Below are 16058 nucleotides of genomic sequence, written 5' to 3'. Positions count from 1 at the left end.
CCACTGATCGGTCCGGCCCGTACCACGGTCATACCCCCGGCCGGGCCGGGCCGCAGTCCTTCCCGAGCCGCAGCCGTCGGCCCGTCACCTCGTCGGCAGCAGTCGTCCCACGGTCCGCTCCAGGCGCGGCAGCGTCCGCTGGCCCGCCAGGGCGAGGGCGATCGCGGCCACGACGCCCGCCCACGCGACCGGACCGAGCGGGGTGCAGCCGAAGGCGCGGCTGAGCACCGGGGTCTGGACCACCGCGACGAGCGCCAGCGCCGAGCCCAGCGAGGTGACTTGCACCAGCCGGCTGTCCCGCCGGTCGAGCAGGGTCTGCACCAGCTGGGTGCCGACCACCCCGCACAGGGCCATGGTGCTGGAGCGCCGGGCGGTGCCCGGGGTGAAGCGGCCGATCAGCCAGGCCGTGACCGCGCCGAGGCAGGTGGTCAGCGCCCGGTGCCGGATCTGCCGCAGCAGCGGGGCGCCCAGCACCGCCGAGGCGTCCTCCGGCGCCCCGCCCCGCGCCCGGACCGTGCCCCGCCCGTCCGCCTTCTCCGTCACCGCCACGGCCATCGACGGGAAGAGGTCGGTGAACAGGTTCACCATCAGCATCTGCCGGGTGGACAGCGGCGCGCGCCCGGACAGCAGGGTGCCGATGATGCCGAAGGCGACCTCGCCCGCGTTGCCGCCGATCAGGATGGCGATGGCGTCGGCCACGCTGTGCCACAGCGCGCGTCCCTCGCCGACCGCGTCGACCAGGACCGTCAGATCGTCATCGGTCAGCACGATGTCCGCCGCGTTGCGGGCGGCGGCCGAGCCCCGGGCGCTGATGCCGACGCCGATGTCGGCGGCGCGGATCGCCGCGGCGTCGTTGGCGCCGTCGCCGACCATGCCGACCACCCGGCCCGCGTCCCGCAGCGCCTCCACGACCTGGAGCTTCTGCTCGGGCGCCACCCGGGCCACCACGCCCGCGTCACGCAGCATCCGGGCCCGGGCCGCGCGGTCGGCGGCGGCCAGTTCGTCGCCGGTGACCACCACGGTGTCGGCGGGCCAGCCCAGATCCGCGGCGATGGCCCGTGCGGTCTGCGGATGGTCGCCGGTGAGCATCACCGGCCGTACGCCTGCCCCGTCGAGCGCGTGCACCAGCGCCGTGGAGGTGTCGCGCGGTACGTCGGACAGCGCCAGCAGGCCGATGAACTCCAGGTTCTCCAGCGGCCGTTCGAGGGCCTCGTCCTCCTGCTCGCCCTCGTCGAGCCGCCGTTCGGCCACCGCGAGCACCCGCAGTCCGTCCCCGGCCAGCGCGTGGGCGGTGTCGGACGCGTGCCCCGGCAGCCCGGCGCAGGCGGGCAGGACGGTCTCCGGGGCGCCCTTGACCACCAGCGCGGACGGGCCGTCGCCGACGCGGCCGACGGCGGCGGCGTAGCCGCGCGCGGCCTCGAACGGCAGCTCGGCGAGCCGGGTCCAGTGCGGGTCGGGCGGCGCGGCGGCGAGCACGGCCTCGTCGGTGGCGTGCACCGGCCGGCCGGCGCCGCCGTCCGGCCGCGGACAGGCCCGCGCGGCGGCCCGCACGGTGTCCTCGGCGCCCGCCTCGGTCACGGCGTGGACCTCGCCCCCGGCGTCGGCGGTGCGGACCAGGCGCAGCCGGTTCTCGGTGAGCGTGCCGGTCTTGTCGAAGCAGACGGTGTCCATCCGGCCCAGCGCCTCCAGCGAACGCGGCGTCCGCACCAGGACACCGCCCCGGCTCAGCCGCCGGGCCGCCGCGAGCTGGGCGACCGTCGCCACCAGCGGCAGCCCTTCCGGTACGGCGGCCACGGCCACCGCCACCCCGCCGCTGACCGCCTCGCGGATCGGGGTGCCGCGCAGCAGTGCCAGACCCGTCACGGCGGCACCGCCCCCGAGGGTCAACGGCAGCGCCTTGCGGCTGAGTTCCTGGAGCCTGGCCTGCACGCCGCCGGCCGGTGGGGTGCGTGCGGCGAGGTGGACGGCGCGGGCGGCCTCGGTGCGGTCGCCGATGTCGACCACGACGGCCCGGGCCTCGCCCGCCACCACCGTCGTGCCCTCGAAGACCATGCAGCGCCGGTCGGCCACGGCGGCGTGCGGGGTGGGGTCCGTCTGCTTCTCCACCGGCAACGACTCGCCGGTGAGCGCGGACTCGTCCACTTCCAGGCCCTCCTGCCACAGCAGCCGGGCGTCGGCGGGCACCACGTCGTCCGCCTGGAGCTGGATCACCTGGCCGGGCCGCAGCCGGCCCGCCTCCACGGTGCGGGTGCCGCCGGCCGGGGCCTCGGCCTGGGGCGGCACCAGGCGCGCCTTCTGCTTCTGTTCCGCGACGAGCCCGGACAGCGCCCGTTCGGCCCGTAGCCGCTGGAGGCCGCCGACCAGGGCGTTCAGATCGAGGGCGCCGACGACGAGCAGCGCGTCCACGACCGAGCCGAGGAGCGCGGACGCCGCCGACCCGACGGCCAGGACCGGGGTGAGGGGGTCCTGGAGTTCGCTCCGGACGGCCCGGCCGAGCCGGTACGACCAGCGGACGGGCGCGGCGGCCGGGTGCCCGGCGACGCCCGTCGCCGCCTTGCGTACCCGGGTGGTCAGCGCGTCGGGCCCGGTGTCTGCGGCCGGTTCGCGGGCCAGCCGGTCCCGGGCCTCGTCCGGGCCGAGTTCGTGCCAGTGCACCCGGGGACGCGGGTGCGGGGCACGGGCCGCCGCCACTCCGAGCGCGGCGCGCACCCCGGACAGCAGCGCGGAGGCGGCGCTCGCGTCGACCGGCGCGTGCCGCAGCCCCGGCAGCAGCGACCGGCGGCCTCGTCCGCCGCCGGACTCGCCGACGGCGACGAGCAGCCCGGACAGCGCGGCGCCGGAGCGGGCCAGCGTCTGGGCCCGGCGGCCGACCCGGCGGGCGGCCGGAATCGCGGTCAGGACCCGCCAGACATCGGGCAGTCCGTGCGGGGCGAGCAGATCCGCGCCCCATACGACCGCGCCGTCCCGGTCGGTCAGGGCGAGGGCGATGTCGGCGGCGCGCAGGGCGGCCAGCACATCGTGCTCGCCGGCCCCGCGCACCCGCGCGACCACCAGGACGGCGCCCTCCTCGCCGCGTGCCTCGTACACCACGTCGTCCAGCGGCCGGCGGGGGTCGACGACCTGGTCGGCGAGGCCGGTGAAGTCCTCCAGGGCCGGATCGTCCACCAGGACGACCCGCAGTCCGGCCCGGCGGGCGGCGTCCAGCACCGGCTCGGCCCACGGGTCGGCCTCGCCGTCCCCGGTGCGCAGCGCGTCCGGGTGCAGCACGACGGTGCCGGCCAGCTCGAGCTGGCGCAGCCGCTCCGGGGCGCGGACCAGTACGCCGGTGCGGGCCAGGGCGCCGGAGAGTACGGCGTGGAAGGCGGCCGGGCCGTAGCGGGCGGCCTTCGGCGAGCCTGCCAGCACCGCTTCCGCCGCCTCGGCGGCGTCGTGCTTGACCAGCAGGGTGGCCGCCGCGCCCAGCACGCTGCCGGCGGAGGCGTGGGCGGCGTACTCCTGCGCCGGGGAGACGTGCAGCGCGGGGCGGGGCGGGCCGGACGGAGCGAGGCTGACGCGGTTCGGGGCGCACAGCTGGTCGTGCACGGCGTCGAAGGCGGCCGAACGGGCCACCGTCTCGGCCACCTGGCAGGCCCGCAGGGCGCCGTCGAGCACGAGCGAGGTGGGAGTCTGCCCGGCGCCGTGCACGGCCGCGTTGGCGCAGGCCAGGGCGAGGTCCATCCCGGAGTCGCCGAGCCGGGCGCGCAGCCGGTCGCGGAAGCGCGGGTTCTCCCGCAGCAGGGTGACGACGGCGGTCACCATCCGGGGGGAGGGCGGCAGCCTGAGGGTGTAGGCGGTCAGGGCCGTGGCGATGCCGACGGCGTCGGCGGCGAGGGGGGCCACGGCGGCGCGCACCCCGGCCGGGTCGGCCGGGTGCGTGGTCCCGTCCTCGTCCCCGCCGGCCAGCGTCAGGCCGTGCCGTTCGGCCAGGTCCGCGGCGTGCGCGAGGACCCGGTCGGCGGCCTGCTCGCCCGTCGCGGTGATCACCAGGCGGGCGAGTCCCTGGTCCCAGTAGGCGACGAGCACCTCGGGGTGTTCCCGCAGTGCCTCGGCCAGCCGGCGCGCCAGGTGCACGGTGCCGCCCGCGCGCCGGGCCCGGTCCGGCTCCAGGGGGCGTACGGCCAGGTGGGCGCGGGCGCCGGAGCGCCAGTGGGCACCGGCGCCGGGCAGCGCGTTGCGGACCACCCGGGCGACCCGTGCGGCGGCGTCCGCGCCACGTACACCGGCGCGCGCGGTACCCGCGGCAGCTCCGGCGGCCACGCCGACCGCCGGTGCCGCCGCCCGCGCGAGCAGGCGCGGTGCCGCGGGCAGCAGCCGTACGGCGGCCGACGGTGCGGTCAGCAGACCGGCCACCATGACCTCCTAGAGCGTGGTGCGGTCGGGCCGGGCGGTCGGCCCGAGGGGACCGGAGGACGCCCTGCTCGCGGACGTTCCGCCGCCGTGGCCCGGTCCGGGCCCGGGCGCGCCGGAGTGCCCGGCTCCTCCGGTCCGGCCGGCCGGGGCGGTCCCGCTGCCGCCGGGCGCGCCCTCGACCGGCCGGCCGTGTCCGGCACCGGACCTGAGGGCCGCGGTCCCGAGGTCGTGCGCGGGCTCGGGATGCCGCCCGCCCGGGTCGCCGCCCTCGCCCGGCCGGTCGGGCCTGGGCTGGGTGAGCCAGGCCACCGCCGCGCCGGTGAGGGCCACGGGCCACTCCACCACGCCCGCCGCGCCGAGCACCCCGGCGCCCGTGTACACCGCGATGCGCCGGCCTCGGGGCGAGACCGCGCCGATCTTGTCGAGTGTCTCCTCGGCGGCCCTGCCGACCGTTCCGGCGCCGGGCACCCTGCGCAGGACCGAGGCGGCGCCGCGCAGGGGCGCCGTGAGGGCCGACGACGACTTCTGCTCAGCCATGACTCTCCTCGGGTGAGATCCCCGTACGTGCCCCACCGAGTGCCCGCGACCGCGCAGGCCATCCCCTTCTTCCCCGGGAACGCCCACTGCTACCAGGGAACTCCTTTGGCGCACCCGACGCCACCCTCCCCGCCCGCGGGCATGCCGGACGGTGCCCGGGACGCCGGGCACCTCACGGTCGTACGCCGGGTGCGCGCCCGGTGATCAGCCCACCGTGCACGCGCTGCCGTTGAGGCGGAAGGCCGTCGGGGCCGCGCTGTTCCCGGTGTGGGCGGCCTGGTAGCCGAGGGTGACGCTCGCACCGGGGGCGATGCTGGCGTTGTACGTGACGTCGGTCGCCGTCACCGTGCCGGTGCGGGGGCTGTAGCCGGCGTTCCAGCCGTTGGTGATGGTCTGGCCGGCCGGGAGGGTGAAGTCGAGTCGCCAGCCGTTCACCGGGGTGGTGCCGGTGTTGGTGACGGTCAGGGAGGCGGTCAGGCCGGTGCTCCAGGCGCTGGTGCCGGCCGTCACCGCGCAGGGACCCGGGCGGCTGCGGATCGGTGCCGCCGCCGTCGTCGTCGTCGAGGCCGAAGAAGGTGAGGGCGCGGGAGGCCATGCCCCAGCTGTAGAGGTTGTGGCCCACGCCCTGGAGGCTGATCGCCTCGACGGGCGCCCGCTCACCGGTGCCGCCGTAGCGGGTGCGGGACCAGCCGGCGGCGGGGGTGTCGGTGGCGGCGGGGGTCTGGCTCACGCCGAGCACGTTCGTCCACTGCTTGATCTCCTCGCCGAAGTCGGCGTAGCGCAGGGTGTCGTCCTCGGTGCCGTGCCACAGCTGCATGCGCGGGCGAGGGCCGGTGTAGCCGGGGTAGGCGGCGCGCACCAGGTCGCCCCACTGCTGCGGGGTGCGGATGAGGGTGCCGCCGGAGCAGGCGCTGTTCCACTCGGAGCCATCGGTGGTGGCGAAGCAGCCGAAGGGCACGCCGGAGAAGGCGGCGCCCGCCGCGAACACGTCGGGGTAGTCGCCGAGCAGGACGTTGGTCATCATCGCGCCGGAGGAGATGCCGGTGACGAAGATCCGGCCGGTGTCGGCCGCGTAGGCGCGGGTCGTCCAGTCGACCATGGACCGGATGCCGACCGGGTCGCTGCCCCCGTCGTGGCGCAGTGCCTGTGGGGAGGCGACGTCGAAGCACTTGCTGGCGCGGGTGACGGAGGGGTAGACGAGCACGAATCCGTGCTGGTCGGCCAGGGAGGGCCATTCGGTGCCGGAGTACATGGCGGAGGCGGAGCCGCCGCACCAGTGCACGGCCACCACGACCGCGGGGTGCGGGCTGACGTTCCGCGGCACGTGGACGTACATCTGGAGGTTGCTGGGGTTGGCGCCGAAGCCGGTGACCTCGGTGAGGGTGGCCGCGGGGACGGCCTGGGGGCGCGCCTCGGCCGGGGGCGCGGCGAGGGCGAGGGCCGCGAGGAGCGGCAGCAGGGCGCCCAGTAGGGCGACGAGCGACTTGCGGAGACCGGTTCTCGGGCGGGGCGGTGTGGGGGGCACGTCACCTGTCCCTTTCTGATCGCGGGTCGTACGGAGGCGTACTGCGTGCGTGCGCGTCGCGCGAACCGTGCGTGTCACGCGAAGGAGAACATCGGGCATCGTGGCATGCACACGCCCGTCATGGAAGCGCTCCCACACCGCTCCCACACCACCGCCCCGCGTCCCCGCGAGGCCGGAAAGAGTGCTGCGCGACCCGTTGACTAGAAAGCGCTTGCATCCTACGGTCCGTTCATCAGCGTGACCGATCGGCACGCAAGGCAGTCGTTCCGGCCACGCGAGCCGCAGTCTGCGTTCCACGTGACGAACGCCATTCACGTACACAACCCCCACAGGGCAGCACCCCACGGAAGAAGGCATTTCGGGACATGACCTCATCAGCGACCTCGCGCGGTCTGCTCGGCGGACTCGCCACCCTCGGACTCACATTTGGCATGCTCATGACTTTCGGAGCACCGGCGGACGCGGCCACCTGGCCCACTCCGAACGGCAGCCAGGCGGTCTCCTCCACGATCTCGGTGTCCGGCACCAAGGACTACGGGATGAAGCGGCTGTACGGCAGCGGCGACCTCGGCAGCGACAGCCAGGACGAGGACCAGGGACCCCTGCTGGAGCTGGCTCCCGGCGCGGTCGTCAAGAACGTCGTCATCGGCTCCCCCGCCGCCGACGGCATCCACTGCCTGGGAAGCTGCACGCTGCAGAACGTGTGGTGGGAGGACGTCGGCGAGGACGCGGCCACCTTCCTCGGCTCCTCGTCCTCCAACGTCTACACCGTCAGCGGCGGCGGGGCGAAGGAGGCCAGCGACAAGGTGTTCCAGTTCAACGGCGCCGGCACGCTGAACGTCTCGGACTTCGCGGTGAAGAACTTCGGCACGTTCGCCCGCTCCTGCGGCAACTGCAAGACGCAGTACAAGCGGACGATCAACCTCAGCGGCATCGAGGCGACCTACAAGGGCAGCAAGCTCGTCGGCATCAACACCAACTACGGCGACAGCGCGACCCTGCGGAACATCACCATCGTCGGCGACACCAGCAAGAAGATCATTCCCTGCCAGAAGTACATCGGCAACAGCACCGGTGCGGAACCGACCACCAACGGCTCGGGCCCGGACGGCACCTACTGCAAGTACTCCGGCTCGGACATCACCTACAAGTGAGCCCGGCGGGCCGGGCCGCCGGGGGCGGCCCGGCCGTGGATCAGGCGTCCGCCGTCCGCCCGCGCCGGTGTCCGGACAGGACGAGGTGGGCGGCGACGCCGAGGACGAGGCCCCAGAAGGCGGAGCCGATGCCGAACAGGGTGACGCCGGAGGCGGTGGCGAGGAACGTGATCAGCGCCGCCTCGCGGTCCCGCTCCTCCTTGACCGCGCCGGTGAGGCCCCCGGCGAGCGCCCCGAACAGGGCGACCCCGGCGACGGCCGCGACCAGTTCCCCGGGCAGTCCGGTGAAGAAGGCCACCAGCGTTGAGCCGAAGGCACCGACCAGCAGGTAACAGGCCCCGCAGGAGACACCCGCCACGTACCGCCGCCGCGGATCGGGGTGCGCCTCCGGGCCGGTGCAGATCGCGGCGGTGATCGCGGCCAGGTTGACCGCGTGCGACCCGAAGGGGGCGAGCACGGTGGACGCCACCCCGGTGGTGCCGATGAGCAGCCGGTCCCCGGGCCGGTAGCCGGAGGCGGAGAGCACCGCCATGCCCGGGGCGTTCTGCGAGGCGAGGGTGGCCACGATCAGCGGCACCGCGATGCCGACGAGCGAGGCGAGGGAGAACTCCGGGACGGTGAACACCGGCCGGGCCGGCTCGATCGTGCCGACGTGGACGTGCAGCCGCGAGGTGACCGCACTGCCGGCCACCCCCGCGGCGAGCGCGATCAGCACCGCGTACCGGGGCAGCAGCCGCTTGGCCAGGAGGTAGGCGAACAGCACGGATCCGGCGATGACCGGCGCCGTCTTCAGCGAGGTGAAGACATGGGTGCCGAAGGCGAACAGGATGCCCGCCAGCATCGCCGAGACCACCGCCGCCGGCACCTGGCGCATCAGCCACCCGAACACCCCGGTCAGCCCGATCAGCGTGATGACCACGCCGGTGACCAGGAAGGCGCCGACGGCCTCGGCGTAGGAGTACGCGCCCAGGCTCGTCACCAGCAGCGCCGCGCCCGGTGTCGACCATGCGGTGATGACCGGCATCCGGGTGCGCAGGCTCAGCCCGACGCAGGTCAGGCCGCTGCCTATGCAGATCGCCCACACCCAGGAGGTGGTCTGCGCAGGGTCGAGGTGTCCGGCCGAGGCCGCCGCCAGCACGATGACCAGCGTCCCGGAGCAGGAGACGACGACGGCCACCAGCCCCGCCAGCACGGCGGACGGCGACGCGTCGCGCAGCAGCCGGGGCCGGCCGTCCGGTCCCTGTTCTCCGGCCGGTGGCCCGGCCGGACCGCCGGCGGCGGGCGCCGGGTCCGTCGGGGTGTACGTCTCGGGGGACTCAGGGCTCAACTGTCTTCCTCCACCGCCCTTTCGGGCCTGTTCCAGGTCGGCGACGCCCCCGACCGTACAGCGGCGCCCGCGCAAGGACGCCACGGAATGCGCTCCTCCGCTACGCCCCGAGCCCCGCGCCCAGTTCCCGTCGGTAGCCGGCGTACGCCGCGCGCAGTTCCTCCCCCGGCCAGCCGGCGGGCAGCAGGGCGTCGGGCAGGACGGGGTCGGCGAGCAACTGGCGGACGGCCGCCGCGTAGGCGGTGAACCGGTCCGCCGGGTGGCCGGCCCGGGTGGCACGGTCGAGCAGGAAGCGGGCGGTGGCCGCCCAGCCGGCCAGCGGCCACAGCCGGGCGGCCAGTTCACGCGGCGGCTCGTCGGGACGGGCCGTGTACGTCAGCGCCACCCGGTGCACCTCGGCGGGCAGCGGCCGGTCGAGGTTGGCCGGACGCAGCCACACGCCCTCGCGCAGTTCGGCCAGGCGCAGCGCGGTCAGCCGGTTGCGCAGCTCGGCGCGTTCGGCGGGGCCGCGCCCGGTCGCCGTGATCACCACCATCTCCCAGTCGCCGTGCCACGCGCGCGTGCGCGGCCGTACGGCGTCGTCCTGGCGCCGCTGCCGCTCCAGCAGCCGGTCGCTGAGCCGGTAGACGGCGTCCGTGCGCCGCAGATCGCCCGCGGCCACCATCCGGCTGAGCGCGGCCCGCAGCGTGGAGCCGCCGATCCCGAACGGCTCCACCAGCCGTACCAGGTCCCGCACCGGCAGCTGCGGCGGGTGCACGCCGAGGAGCAGGCTCAGCACCACCGACCGGGCGGACAGCGGGCGCAGGGCCGCCGCGTCCGGCACCGGCCCCGGCCCCTCCGGAAGGTTCACGCACATGGATCCGTACTGTACGTGGCGCTGCTTGTTGCACCATTGCTACGGCCGCATGGAAGGTGCAACATGCTCGTATGGTCTCGATTCCCGCGCAGTCGCCGATCCAGCCGCAGTCCGTGACGCACGACGTCACCAACCAGCCCCCGCCGCTCGCCCCGTACGACGCCTCCGACGACCCGGCCCTGCTGGAGGGGGTGCGCCGGGAGGGCGCCGGGTGGGCCGAGGAGGACCTCCGTCGGCTGGGGGCGCGTGCCGGGAGCGCGGAGGCGCAGGAGTGGGGCGAGCTGGCGAACCGGTACGAGCCGGTGCTGCGCACCCACGACCGCTACGGCCACCGCGTGGACGAGGTCGACTTCCACCCCTCCTGGCACCACCTGATGCGGACGGCGGTCGCCGAGGGCCTGGCCGGCGCGCCGTGGGCCGACGCCCGGCCGGGCGCGCACGTGGCCCGGACCGCGGGCGGCCTGGTGTGGGGGCACACGGAGGCGGGGCACGGCTGCCCCACCTCGATGACGTACGCCGCCGTACCCGCCCTGCGCGCCCAGCCGGACCTGGCCAAGGTGTACGAACCGCTGCTCACCAGCCGGGAGTACGACCCCGAGTTGCGCGTGCCCGCCGACAAACCCGGGCTGCTCGCCGGGATGGGCATGACGGAGAAGCAGGGCGGCTCCGACGTCCGCACGAACACCACCACCGCCACGCCCACCGGCGAGCCGGGCGTGTACACGCTGCGCGGGCACAAGTGGTTCACGTCGGCGCCGATGTGCGACGTCTTCCTGGTGCTCGCCCAGGCCCCGGGCGGGCTGTCGTGCTTCCTGGTGCCGCGCGTCCTGCCGGACGGCAGCCGCAACACCTTCCGCATCCAGCGGCTGAAGGACAAACTCGGCAACCGCTCCAACGCCTCCTCCGAGCCGGAGTTCGACCGGACCGTGGCCTGGCTGGTGGGGCCGGAGGGGCGCGGGGTGAAGACCATCATCGAGATGGTCAACTGCACCCGGCTGGACTGTGTGATGGCCTCGGCGACCCTGATGCGCAAGACACTGGTCGAAGCGGGTCACCACGCCCGGTACCGCCGCGCGTTCGGCGCCCGGCTGATCGACCAGCCGCTGATGCGCAACGTCCTGGCCGATCTCGCGCTGGAGTCGGAGGCCGCGACGACGCTCACGCTGCGGCTGGCGGGCGCGGCGGACCGCGCGGTGCGCGGGGACGCCGGGGAGCGCGCCTTCCGGCGCATCGCCACCGCCGTCGGCAAGTACTGGGTCACCAAGCGGGGTCCGGCGTTCACCGCCGAGGCCCTGGAGTGCCTGGGCGGCAACGGGTACGTCGAGGACTCCGGCATGCCCCGGCACTACCGGGAGGCCCCGCTGCTGTCGATCTGGGAGGGCTCCGGGAACGTCAACGCGCTCGACGTGCTGCGTGCCCTCGGCCGGGAACCGGACACCGCTCAGGCGCTGTTCGCCGAACTCGCCCTCGCGCGCGGGGCGGACGCCCGTCTCGACGCGACCGTGGCCGCGCTGAAGGACGAGTTGGCCGGAACCGATCAGGTGGGTGCCCGCCGGCTGGTCGAGCGGATGGCGCTCGCGCTCCAGGCCTCCCTGCTGGTGCGGCACGCCCCGCACCCGGTCGCGGACGCCTTCTGCGCGTCCCGCCTCGGCGGCGACTGGGGCCACACGTTCGGCACCCTGCCCGCCGGAACCGACCTCGACCCCATCCTGACCCGCGCCCTCCCCGACCGGGACTGACCGGGGGCCACCCGGACGGCCCGGGGCGCCGAGACGCACCGGGCCGCGGGAACCGCCCAGGCCCCTGGGACTGACCAGGCCGCTGGACTGACCAAGGCGCCGAGGCCGACCGGGGCGCCTGGGCCGACGGGCGCGGCGGCCGGGGGGCCAGACGGCCGACCGGAGGGCTCGGCGACGCAACGGACGCGGGCAGGCGGCCAGGTGGCCGGTGGGCGAGGTGGTTGACCGGTTGACGGGATGGTTGGCCGGCGGGCGAGGTGGTTGGCCGGTGGACGGGGCGGCCGAACCACGGCCCGCAGACCGTGTGGTCCGCCGGCCGCCAGCGGGCCAGCGACGCAACCGACATGACGGCCCTGCGGCGCACCGGGCGCCGGCCGACGGGCGAGACGACCGGTGGGGCGAGGTAACCGGCGGGAGAGCGGTCGGCTCGAACCCGCAGGGCCTGTGACGCACCGGGGGCGAGCCTGCGGGCGACGAGGTCGCACCGGGCGCCTGCGGACGCGGCGGCCGACCGACCAGCCTGCCCGGTGACGCACCGGGCACGACCCGGCTGGCGACGCGACCGATCCGCGGACCCGCGGGCCCCGCGGCCCACCGGGGCGTCGGCCGGTGGGCCAAGTGGCCGATCGGTGGGCCCCGTGGCGCACCGGGCGCGGGTTCCGGCCCTGGTGAGGGGCCTGCGTCTCCGTGCTGGGACTCGGGCGGCGGCAGGGGTCAGACCATGCGTCCCCACTGGGGGCCCAGGCGGGCCCATTCCGTGTCCCACGCCCGCATGCGGCGGCGTTCCAGGCGGCCCCGTACGGCCAGGCCCGCGACGCAGGGGACGGCGGCGGCGCTCACGCCGACCAGAAGGCCGACCAGCGTTGCCCGGAGGGCGGCCTCGGAGGCGGTGACGGGTCGGCTGACGATTCGGCCGCGCGGGTCGGTCCAGACGGTGACCGGCGTCCCGGGCCCGCTGCCGGACGGTACCCGGACCCGGCCGGTACGGGACGAGCCGTCAGCCGCCGTCCAGCGGACCACGGTCCGGACCCGCGCCCCCTCCGGAGCGCGCTCCCCCCGCGCGGAGGACTTCGCCGGGCCCCCTGAGACCACCCGGGCCACGGTCGGCCTGCGCAGGGCCCGCTCGCGGGCGAGCCCGTGCTCCACCGAGCCGGCCGTGAACAGGCCCGCCAGGACCCCGCCCAGGACGGTCAGTACGAAGGCACCGAGCACGACCCAGGCCTCCACCACGTCGGCCCGGCGTCTGAGCGGGTTCCGCCGCCAGCGCCACAGCCACACCTTCGGACCACGGAACGCCTTCAAGGGCATCCTCCTCACGAGCGCACCGACCGGCCGGACCGCCCTCCCGTAAGGAGGGATCGCTCCGCTGCTCACGACGAGCCGTCAACCGACGGTCGCACGAGAGACCCTTCTTGCGCAGGCGTACCGCACAGGAACCGGCCGATCTTCGCCACGGCCGGTGAACTCAAGTCGTGGCCTGCACGGATGCCCGGGTTGAGGGTGATTGTCAGTGGTGGGGTGCACACTGGCCGACATCTGACGACACCATGGACAGGCGAGGTCACGTCGCCCGCCCCCCACGGACGAAACCGGCAGCCCCCGCCGGTGAACCCGGCCGCACACCGGTGCCGAGGACGGCCGGTGACGGTGGCCGGTCCCGGTCGTGGTCCGGCCGTCGATTGATCGGCGGCGGGTGTACGGCAGTAGGGTGACGCCCGTGGCACCACGACCGTTGCATGAAATCGTCGAACCGGGCTGGGCGAAGGCCCTGGAACCCGTCGCCGGACGGATCGCCGAGATGGGCGACTTCCTGCGCGCGGAGATCGCCGCGGGACGCACGTACCTCCCCGCCGGACCGAACGTCCTGCGGGCCTTCCAGCAGCCCTTCGACGAGGTCCGCGTCCTGATCGTCGGTCAGGACCCGTACCCCACCCCCGGGCACGCGGTGGGGCTGTCGTTCTCCGTCGCGCCGGAGGTACGCCCGCTGCCGCCCAGCCTGATCAACATCTTCCGCGAGCTGCACACCGACCTGGGACTGCCGCAGCCGTCCACCGGAGATCTCACCCCGTGGACACAGCAGGGCGTCCTGCTGCTCAACAGGGCGCTGACCACCGCGCCGCGCCGCCCGGGCGCCCATCGGGACAAGGGCTGGGAGGAGGTCACCGAGCAGGCGATCCGGGCCCTGGCGGCCCGTGGCAAGCCGCTGGTGTCCATCCTCTGGGGCCGGGAGGCCCGTAATCTGCGTCCACTGCTCGGCCGTCTGCCGGTCGTCGAGTCCTCGCATCCCTCGCCCAAGTCTGCCGACCGCGGCTTCTTCGGCTCGCGCCCGTTCAGCCGGGCCAACGACCTGCTGATGCAGCAGGGCGGACAGCCGGTGGACTGGCGCCTGCCGTGACGGCCTCCGGGTATCTCGCCGTGGATTCCGGCGGTTCCGGCCTCCGGGTCGCCGTCGGTGTGCCAGGGCGGGAACCCTCGGCGCGGGGCGAGACGCGGGAGCCGGTCCGCACCGGTGCCCGGGGCATCGACCCCGCCCATCTGATGGACCAGCTCGTGCCGGTGGCGCGCGCCTTGGCGGCCGAGGCGGGACTCGGCGCCCTGGACACGGCGGTCGTCGGGGCGGCCGGGTTCGCCAGCCTCGGCGACGCCCTGCGCGCCGAACTGCCCGGCGCCCTCGCCGGGGAACTGGGCGTGCGGGCCATGGCGCTGGCCGCGGACGCCGTCACCGCGTACGTCGGCGCCCTCGGGCCGCGTCCGGGCGCCGTACTGGCCGCGGGCACCGGACTGATCGCCCTCGGCACGGACCTGACGGGCTGGCGGCGGGCCGACGGCTGGGGGCATCTGCTGGGCGACTGCGGCGGCGGCGCCTGGATCGGTCGGGCCGGTCTGGAGGCCGCGCTGCGTGCCCACGACGGCCGGGACGGCGGTTCCGCGCCGCTGCTGGCCCGCGCCGAGGAGCGGTTCGGCCCGGTGCGCGGCCTGCCCGGCCTGCTGTACCCCCGGTCCGACCGGGCCGCCGTACTGGCCTCCTTCGCGCCCGAGGTGGCCGGGTGCGCGGCCCTCGACCCGGTCGCCGCGGACATCCTGCGCGCGGCGGCCCGGCACCTGACCGACTCCGCCGCCGCCGTGTGCCCGCCCTGCGGCGCCCCCGAAGTGGCGTTCACCGGCGGTCTGTTCAAGCTGGGCGACCCACTCCTCGTACCGCTGCGCGAGGAGCTGGGGCGCAGGCTGCCGCATGCCCGGCAGGTGCCGGCCGAGGGAGACCCGCTGCACGGCGCGGTGCGCATCGCGACGGACCTGGCGACGGACCGGCTCGCCCTGCCGGGCGATCCGGCGCTGCTGTGCGTGATCCGCATCCGCGACCGGAACGACTGAGGTCTCCGTTCGGGACGGTTCCGTCCCGGTGCGGGGTCATGCGTCCGTCATGTACCCGGACCGGGTGGTTTCCGCGCACAACTCATCAGACAAAACCGGACGGATACCGCTCACCTGCACCCTCCCCGAACGGAGGAGCCCACGAAACCAGTAACATGCGGCGCCATGAGCTCCCCCACTGGACCCGCGTCCGGCCTGCCCGTACGAATGCCGCGCCCCCGCCAGCCCGGACGGCACCGCCGCCCGGAGCCGCTGGTGGCTCCCGAGGGCGCGCCCGCGCTCGTCCTCGCGGTGCCCGGCGCGCCCAGCGCCGGCACCCGTGGCCTCGCCGAGGAGGTCGTGAGCATCGCCCGCTCCGAACTCCCCGGCCTGGACGCCCGGATCGGGTACCTGGACGGGGACGACGCCGAGTTCCCCGCGCTCAGCTCCGTGCTGGCGCGCACCGCCGAGGAGCGCACCGCGCGGTACGAGCAGGCGGTCGCCGCCGGGATCGAGGGGGTCACGGAGCCCGAGGGGCCGGCCGCCGTCGTCGTTCCGCTGCTGGCCGGTCCGGACAGCGCGCTGCTGCGGCGGATCCGGCAGTCCGTGATGGACAGCCGGGTCGCCGCCGAGCTGACCGATGTCCTCGGACCGCACCCGCTGCTCGCCGAGGCGCTGCACGTACGGCTGTCCGAGGCGGGTCTGGCCCGGGCCGACCGTGCCCGGCTGTTCACCGTGGCCACCGCCGCCGACGGCATCGTCCTGGCCGCCGTGGGCGGCGAGGAGGCCGTGCAGGCGGCCGGGATCACCGGCATGCTGCTCGCCGCGCGCCTGGCCGTGCCGGTGATGGCGGCGGCCCTGGACCAGGAGGGCTCCATCTCCTCCGTGGCCGAGCAGTTGCGTTCGGCGGGCTCGCAGCAGCTGGCCCTGGCGCCGTATCTGATCGGCCCGGAGATCGACCCGGGGCTGCTCGCCGCGGCCGCCGAGGAGGCGGACTGCGCCACCGCGGAGGCACTGGGCGCGTACCCGGCGGTCGGCAAGCTCGCGCTCGCCAAGTACACGACGGCGCTGGGCATCGCCCCGCAGCAGCCGCAGGGCGTCCCGGTCCGCTGACCCGCCCGGCCACCGGCCGCGGCACGGTTCGGGGCTCGTGTACGACCCGCGGCCGGCGTACGACACG

At 75.6% G+C, this 16058-nt stretch carries 11 protein-coding genes and 1 pseudogene; 6 read left to right on the top strand and 6 right to left on the bottom strand.

Annotated elements, in window-relative coordinates; genetic code table 11:
- Nucleotides 1-84: 84 nt before the first annotated feature.
- Both AB0E62_RS21205 and AB0E62_RS21200 read right to left on the bottom strand, forming a co-directional pair.
- Complete coding sequence (locus AB0E62_RS21205; protein WP_362195723.1) at nt 85-4392, bottom strand: cation-translocating P-type ATPase; 4308 nt, start codon at nt 4390-4392, stop codon at nt 85-87.
- A 6-nt stretch (nt 4393-4398) separates the two neighbouring features.
- Nucleotides 4399-4926, bottom strand: coding sequence for a hypothetical protein (locus tag AB0E62_RS21200; RefSeq protein ID WP_362195720.1), 528 nt, complete (start codon nt 4924-4926; stop codon nt 4399-4401).
- Nucleotides 4927-4938: 12 nt separating this feature from the next.
- Here AB0E62_RS21200 and AB0E62_RS21195 point away from each other — a divergent pair, with 12 nt between their 5' ends.
- Nucleotides 4939-5130 (top strand): hypothetical protein, encoded by a 192-nt coding sequence (locus AB0E62_RS21195; RefSeq protein ID WP_362195717.1) that lies wholly within the window; start codon nt 4939-4941, stop codon nt 5128-5130.
- Here AB0E62_RS21195 and AB0E62_RS21190 read toward each other — a convergent pair.
- Nucleotides 5131-6451, bottom strand: a pseudogene (locus tag AB0E62_RS21190) (PHB depolymerase family esterase).
- Nucleotides 6452-6816: 365 nt separating this feature from the next.
- Here AB0E62_RS21190 and AB0E62_RS21185 point away from each other — a divergent pair.
- A complete protein-coding gene (locus tag AB0E62_RS21185; RefSeq protein ID WP_362195714.1) occupies nt 6817-7605 on the top strand; it encodes a pectate lyase in 789 nt (262 codons plus the stop codon).
- A gap of 40 nt (nt 7606-7645) precedes the next feature.
- Here the strand turns inward: AB0E62_RS21185 and AB0E62_RS21180 are convergent, their stop codons facing one another.
- Nucleotides 7646-8824, bottom strand: coding sequence for a benzoate/H(+) symporter BenE family transporter (locus AB0E62_RS21180; RefSeq protein ID WP_362195799.1), 1179 nt, complete (start codon nt 8822-8824; stop codon nt 7646-7648).
- 208 nt (nt 8825-9032) lie between these two features.
- Nucleotides 9033-9788: a PaaX family transcriptional regulator C-terminal domain-containing protein gene (locus AB0E62_RS21175; protein ID WP_362195712.1), complete on the bottom strand. Its 756-nt coding sequence runs from the start codon at nt 9786-9788 to the stop codon at nt 9033-9035.
- A gap of 71 nt (nt 9789-9859) precedes the next feature.
- Here AB0E62_RS21175 and AB0E62_RS21170 point away from each other — a divergent pair, with 71 nt between their 5' ends.
- On the top strand, nt 9860-11527 hold the full coding sequence (locus tag AB0E62_RS21170) for a DNA alkylation response protein (protein WP_362195709.1): 1668 nt from the start codon (nt 9860-9862) through the stop codon (nt 11525-11527).
- 714 nt (nt 11528-12241) lie between these two features.
- Here the strand turns inward: AB0E62_RS21170 and AB0E62_RS21165 are convergent.
- A complete protein-coding gene (locus AB0E62_RS21165; RefSeq protein ID WP_362195706.1) occupies nt 12242-12835 on the bottom strand; it encodes a hypothetical protein in 594 nt (197 codons plus the stop codon).
- 409 nt (nt 12836-13244) lie between these two features.
- Here AB0E62_RS21165 and AB0E62_RS21160 point away from each other — a divergent pair, with 409 nt between their 5' ends.
- The 3 genes from AB0E62_RS21160 (at nt 13245) to AB0E62_RS21150 (ending at nt 15991) form a co-directional block, all read left to right on the top strand.
- The gene (locus tag AB0E62_RS21160; RefSeq protein WP_362195703.1) at nt 13245-13922 is read left to right on the top strand and encodes a uracil-DNA glycosylase; all 678 of its coding nucleotides are present in this window, start codon (nt 13245-13247) and stop codon (nt 13920-13922) included.
- Nucleotides 13919-14899 carry a BadF/BadG/BcrA/BcrD ATPase family protein gene (locus AB0E62_RS21155; protein ID WP_362195700.1) on the top strand — a complete coding sequence of 327 codons (981 nt, stop codon included), beginning with the start codon at nt 13919-13921 and terminating at the stop codon, nt 14897-14899. The genes AB0E62_RS21160 and AB0E62_RS21155 overlap by 4 nt, the downstream gene beginning before the upstream one ends.
- Before the next feature lie 165 nt (nt 14900-15064).
- Nucleotides 15065-15991 carry a hypothetical protein gene (locus tag AB0E62_RS21150; RefSeq protein WP_362195697.1) on the top strand — a complete coding sequence of 309 codons (927 nt, stop codon included), beginning with the start codon at nt 15065-15067 and terminating at the stop codon, nt 15989-15991.
- The last annotated feature ends 67 nt before the right edge of the window (nt 15992-16058 follow it).

The sequence above is a fragment of the Streptomyces sp. NPDC038707 genome (genome assembly GCF_040636485.1).
Taxonomy (GTDB): domain Bacteria; phylum Actinomycetota; class Actinomycetes; order Streptomycetales; family Streptomycetaceae; genus Streptomyces.
Note: the sequence above shows the minus strand (reverse complement) of the source record. Positions and strands in the feature narration are given on the sequence as shown.

What these genes read in the sequence shown, in the direction of transcription:
- AB0E62_RS21205 (WP_362195723.1), bottom strand. Translation starts at nt 4,392, where the DNA reads ATGGTGGCCGGTCTGCTGACCGCACCGTCGGCCGCCGTACGGCTGCTG.
- AB0E62_RS21200 (WP_362195720.1), bottom strand. Translation starts at nt 4,926, where the DNA reads ATGGCTGAGCAGAAGTCGTCGTCGGCCCTCACGGCGCCCCTGCGCGGC.
- AB0E62_RS21185 (WP_362195714.1), top strand. Translation starts at nt 6,817, where the DNA reads ATGACCTCATCAGCGACCTCGCGCGGTCTGCTCGGCGGACTCGCCACC.
- AB0E62_RS21175 (WP_362195712.1), bottom strand. Translation starts at nt 9,788, where the DNA reads ATGTGCGTGAACCTTCCGGAGGGGCCGGGGCCGGTGCCGGACGCGGCG.
- AB0E62_RS21170 (WP_362195709.1), top strand. Translation starts at nt 9,860, where the DNA reads ATGGTCTCGATTCCCGCGCAGTCGCCGATCCAGCCGCAGTCCGTGACG.
- AB0E62_RS21165 (WP_362195706.1), bottom strand. Translation starts at nt 12,835, where the DNA reads ATGCCCTTGAAGGCGTTCCGTGGTCCGAAGGTGTGGCTGTGGCGCTGG.
- AB0E62_RS21150 (WP_362195697.1), top strand. Translation starts at nt 15,065, where the DNA reads ATGAGCTCCCCCACTGGACCCGCGTCCGGCCTGCCCGTACGAATGCCG.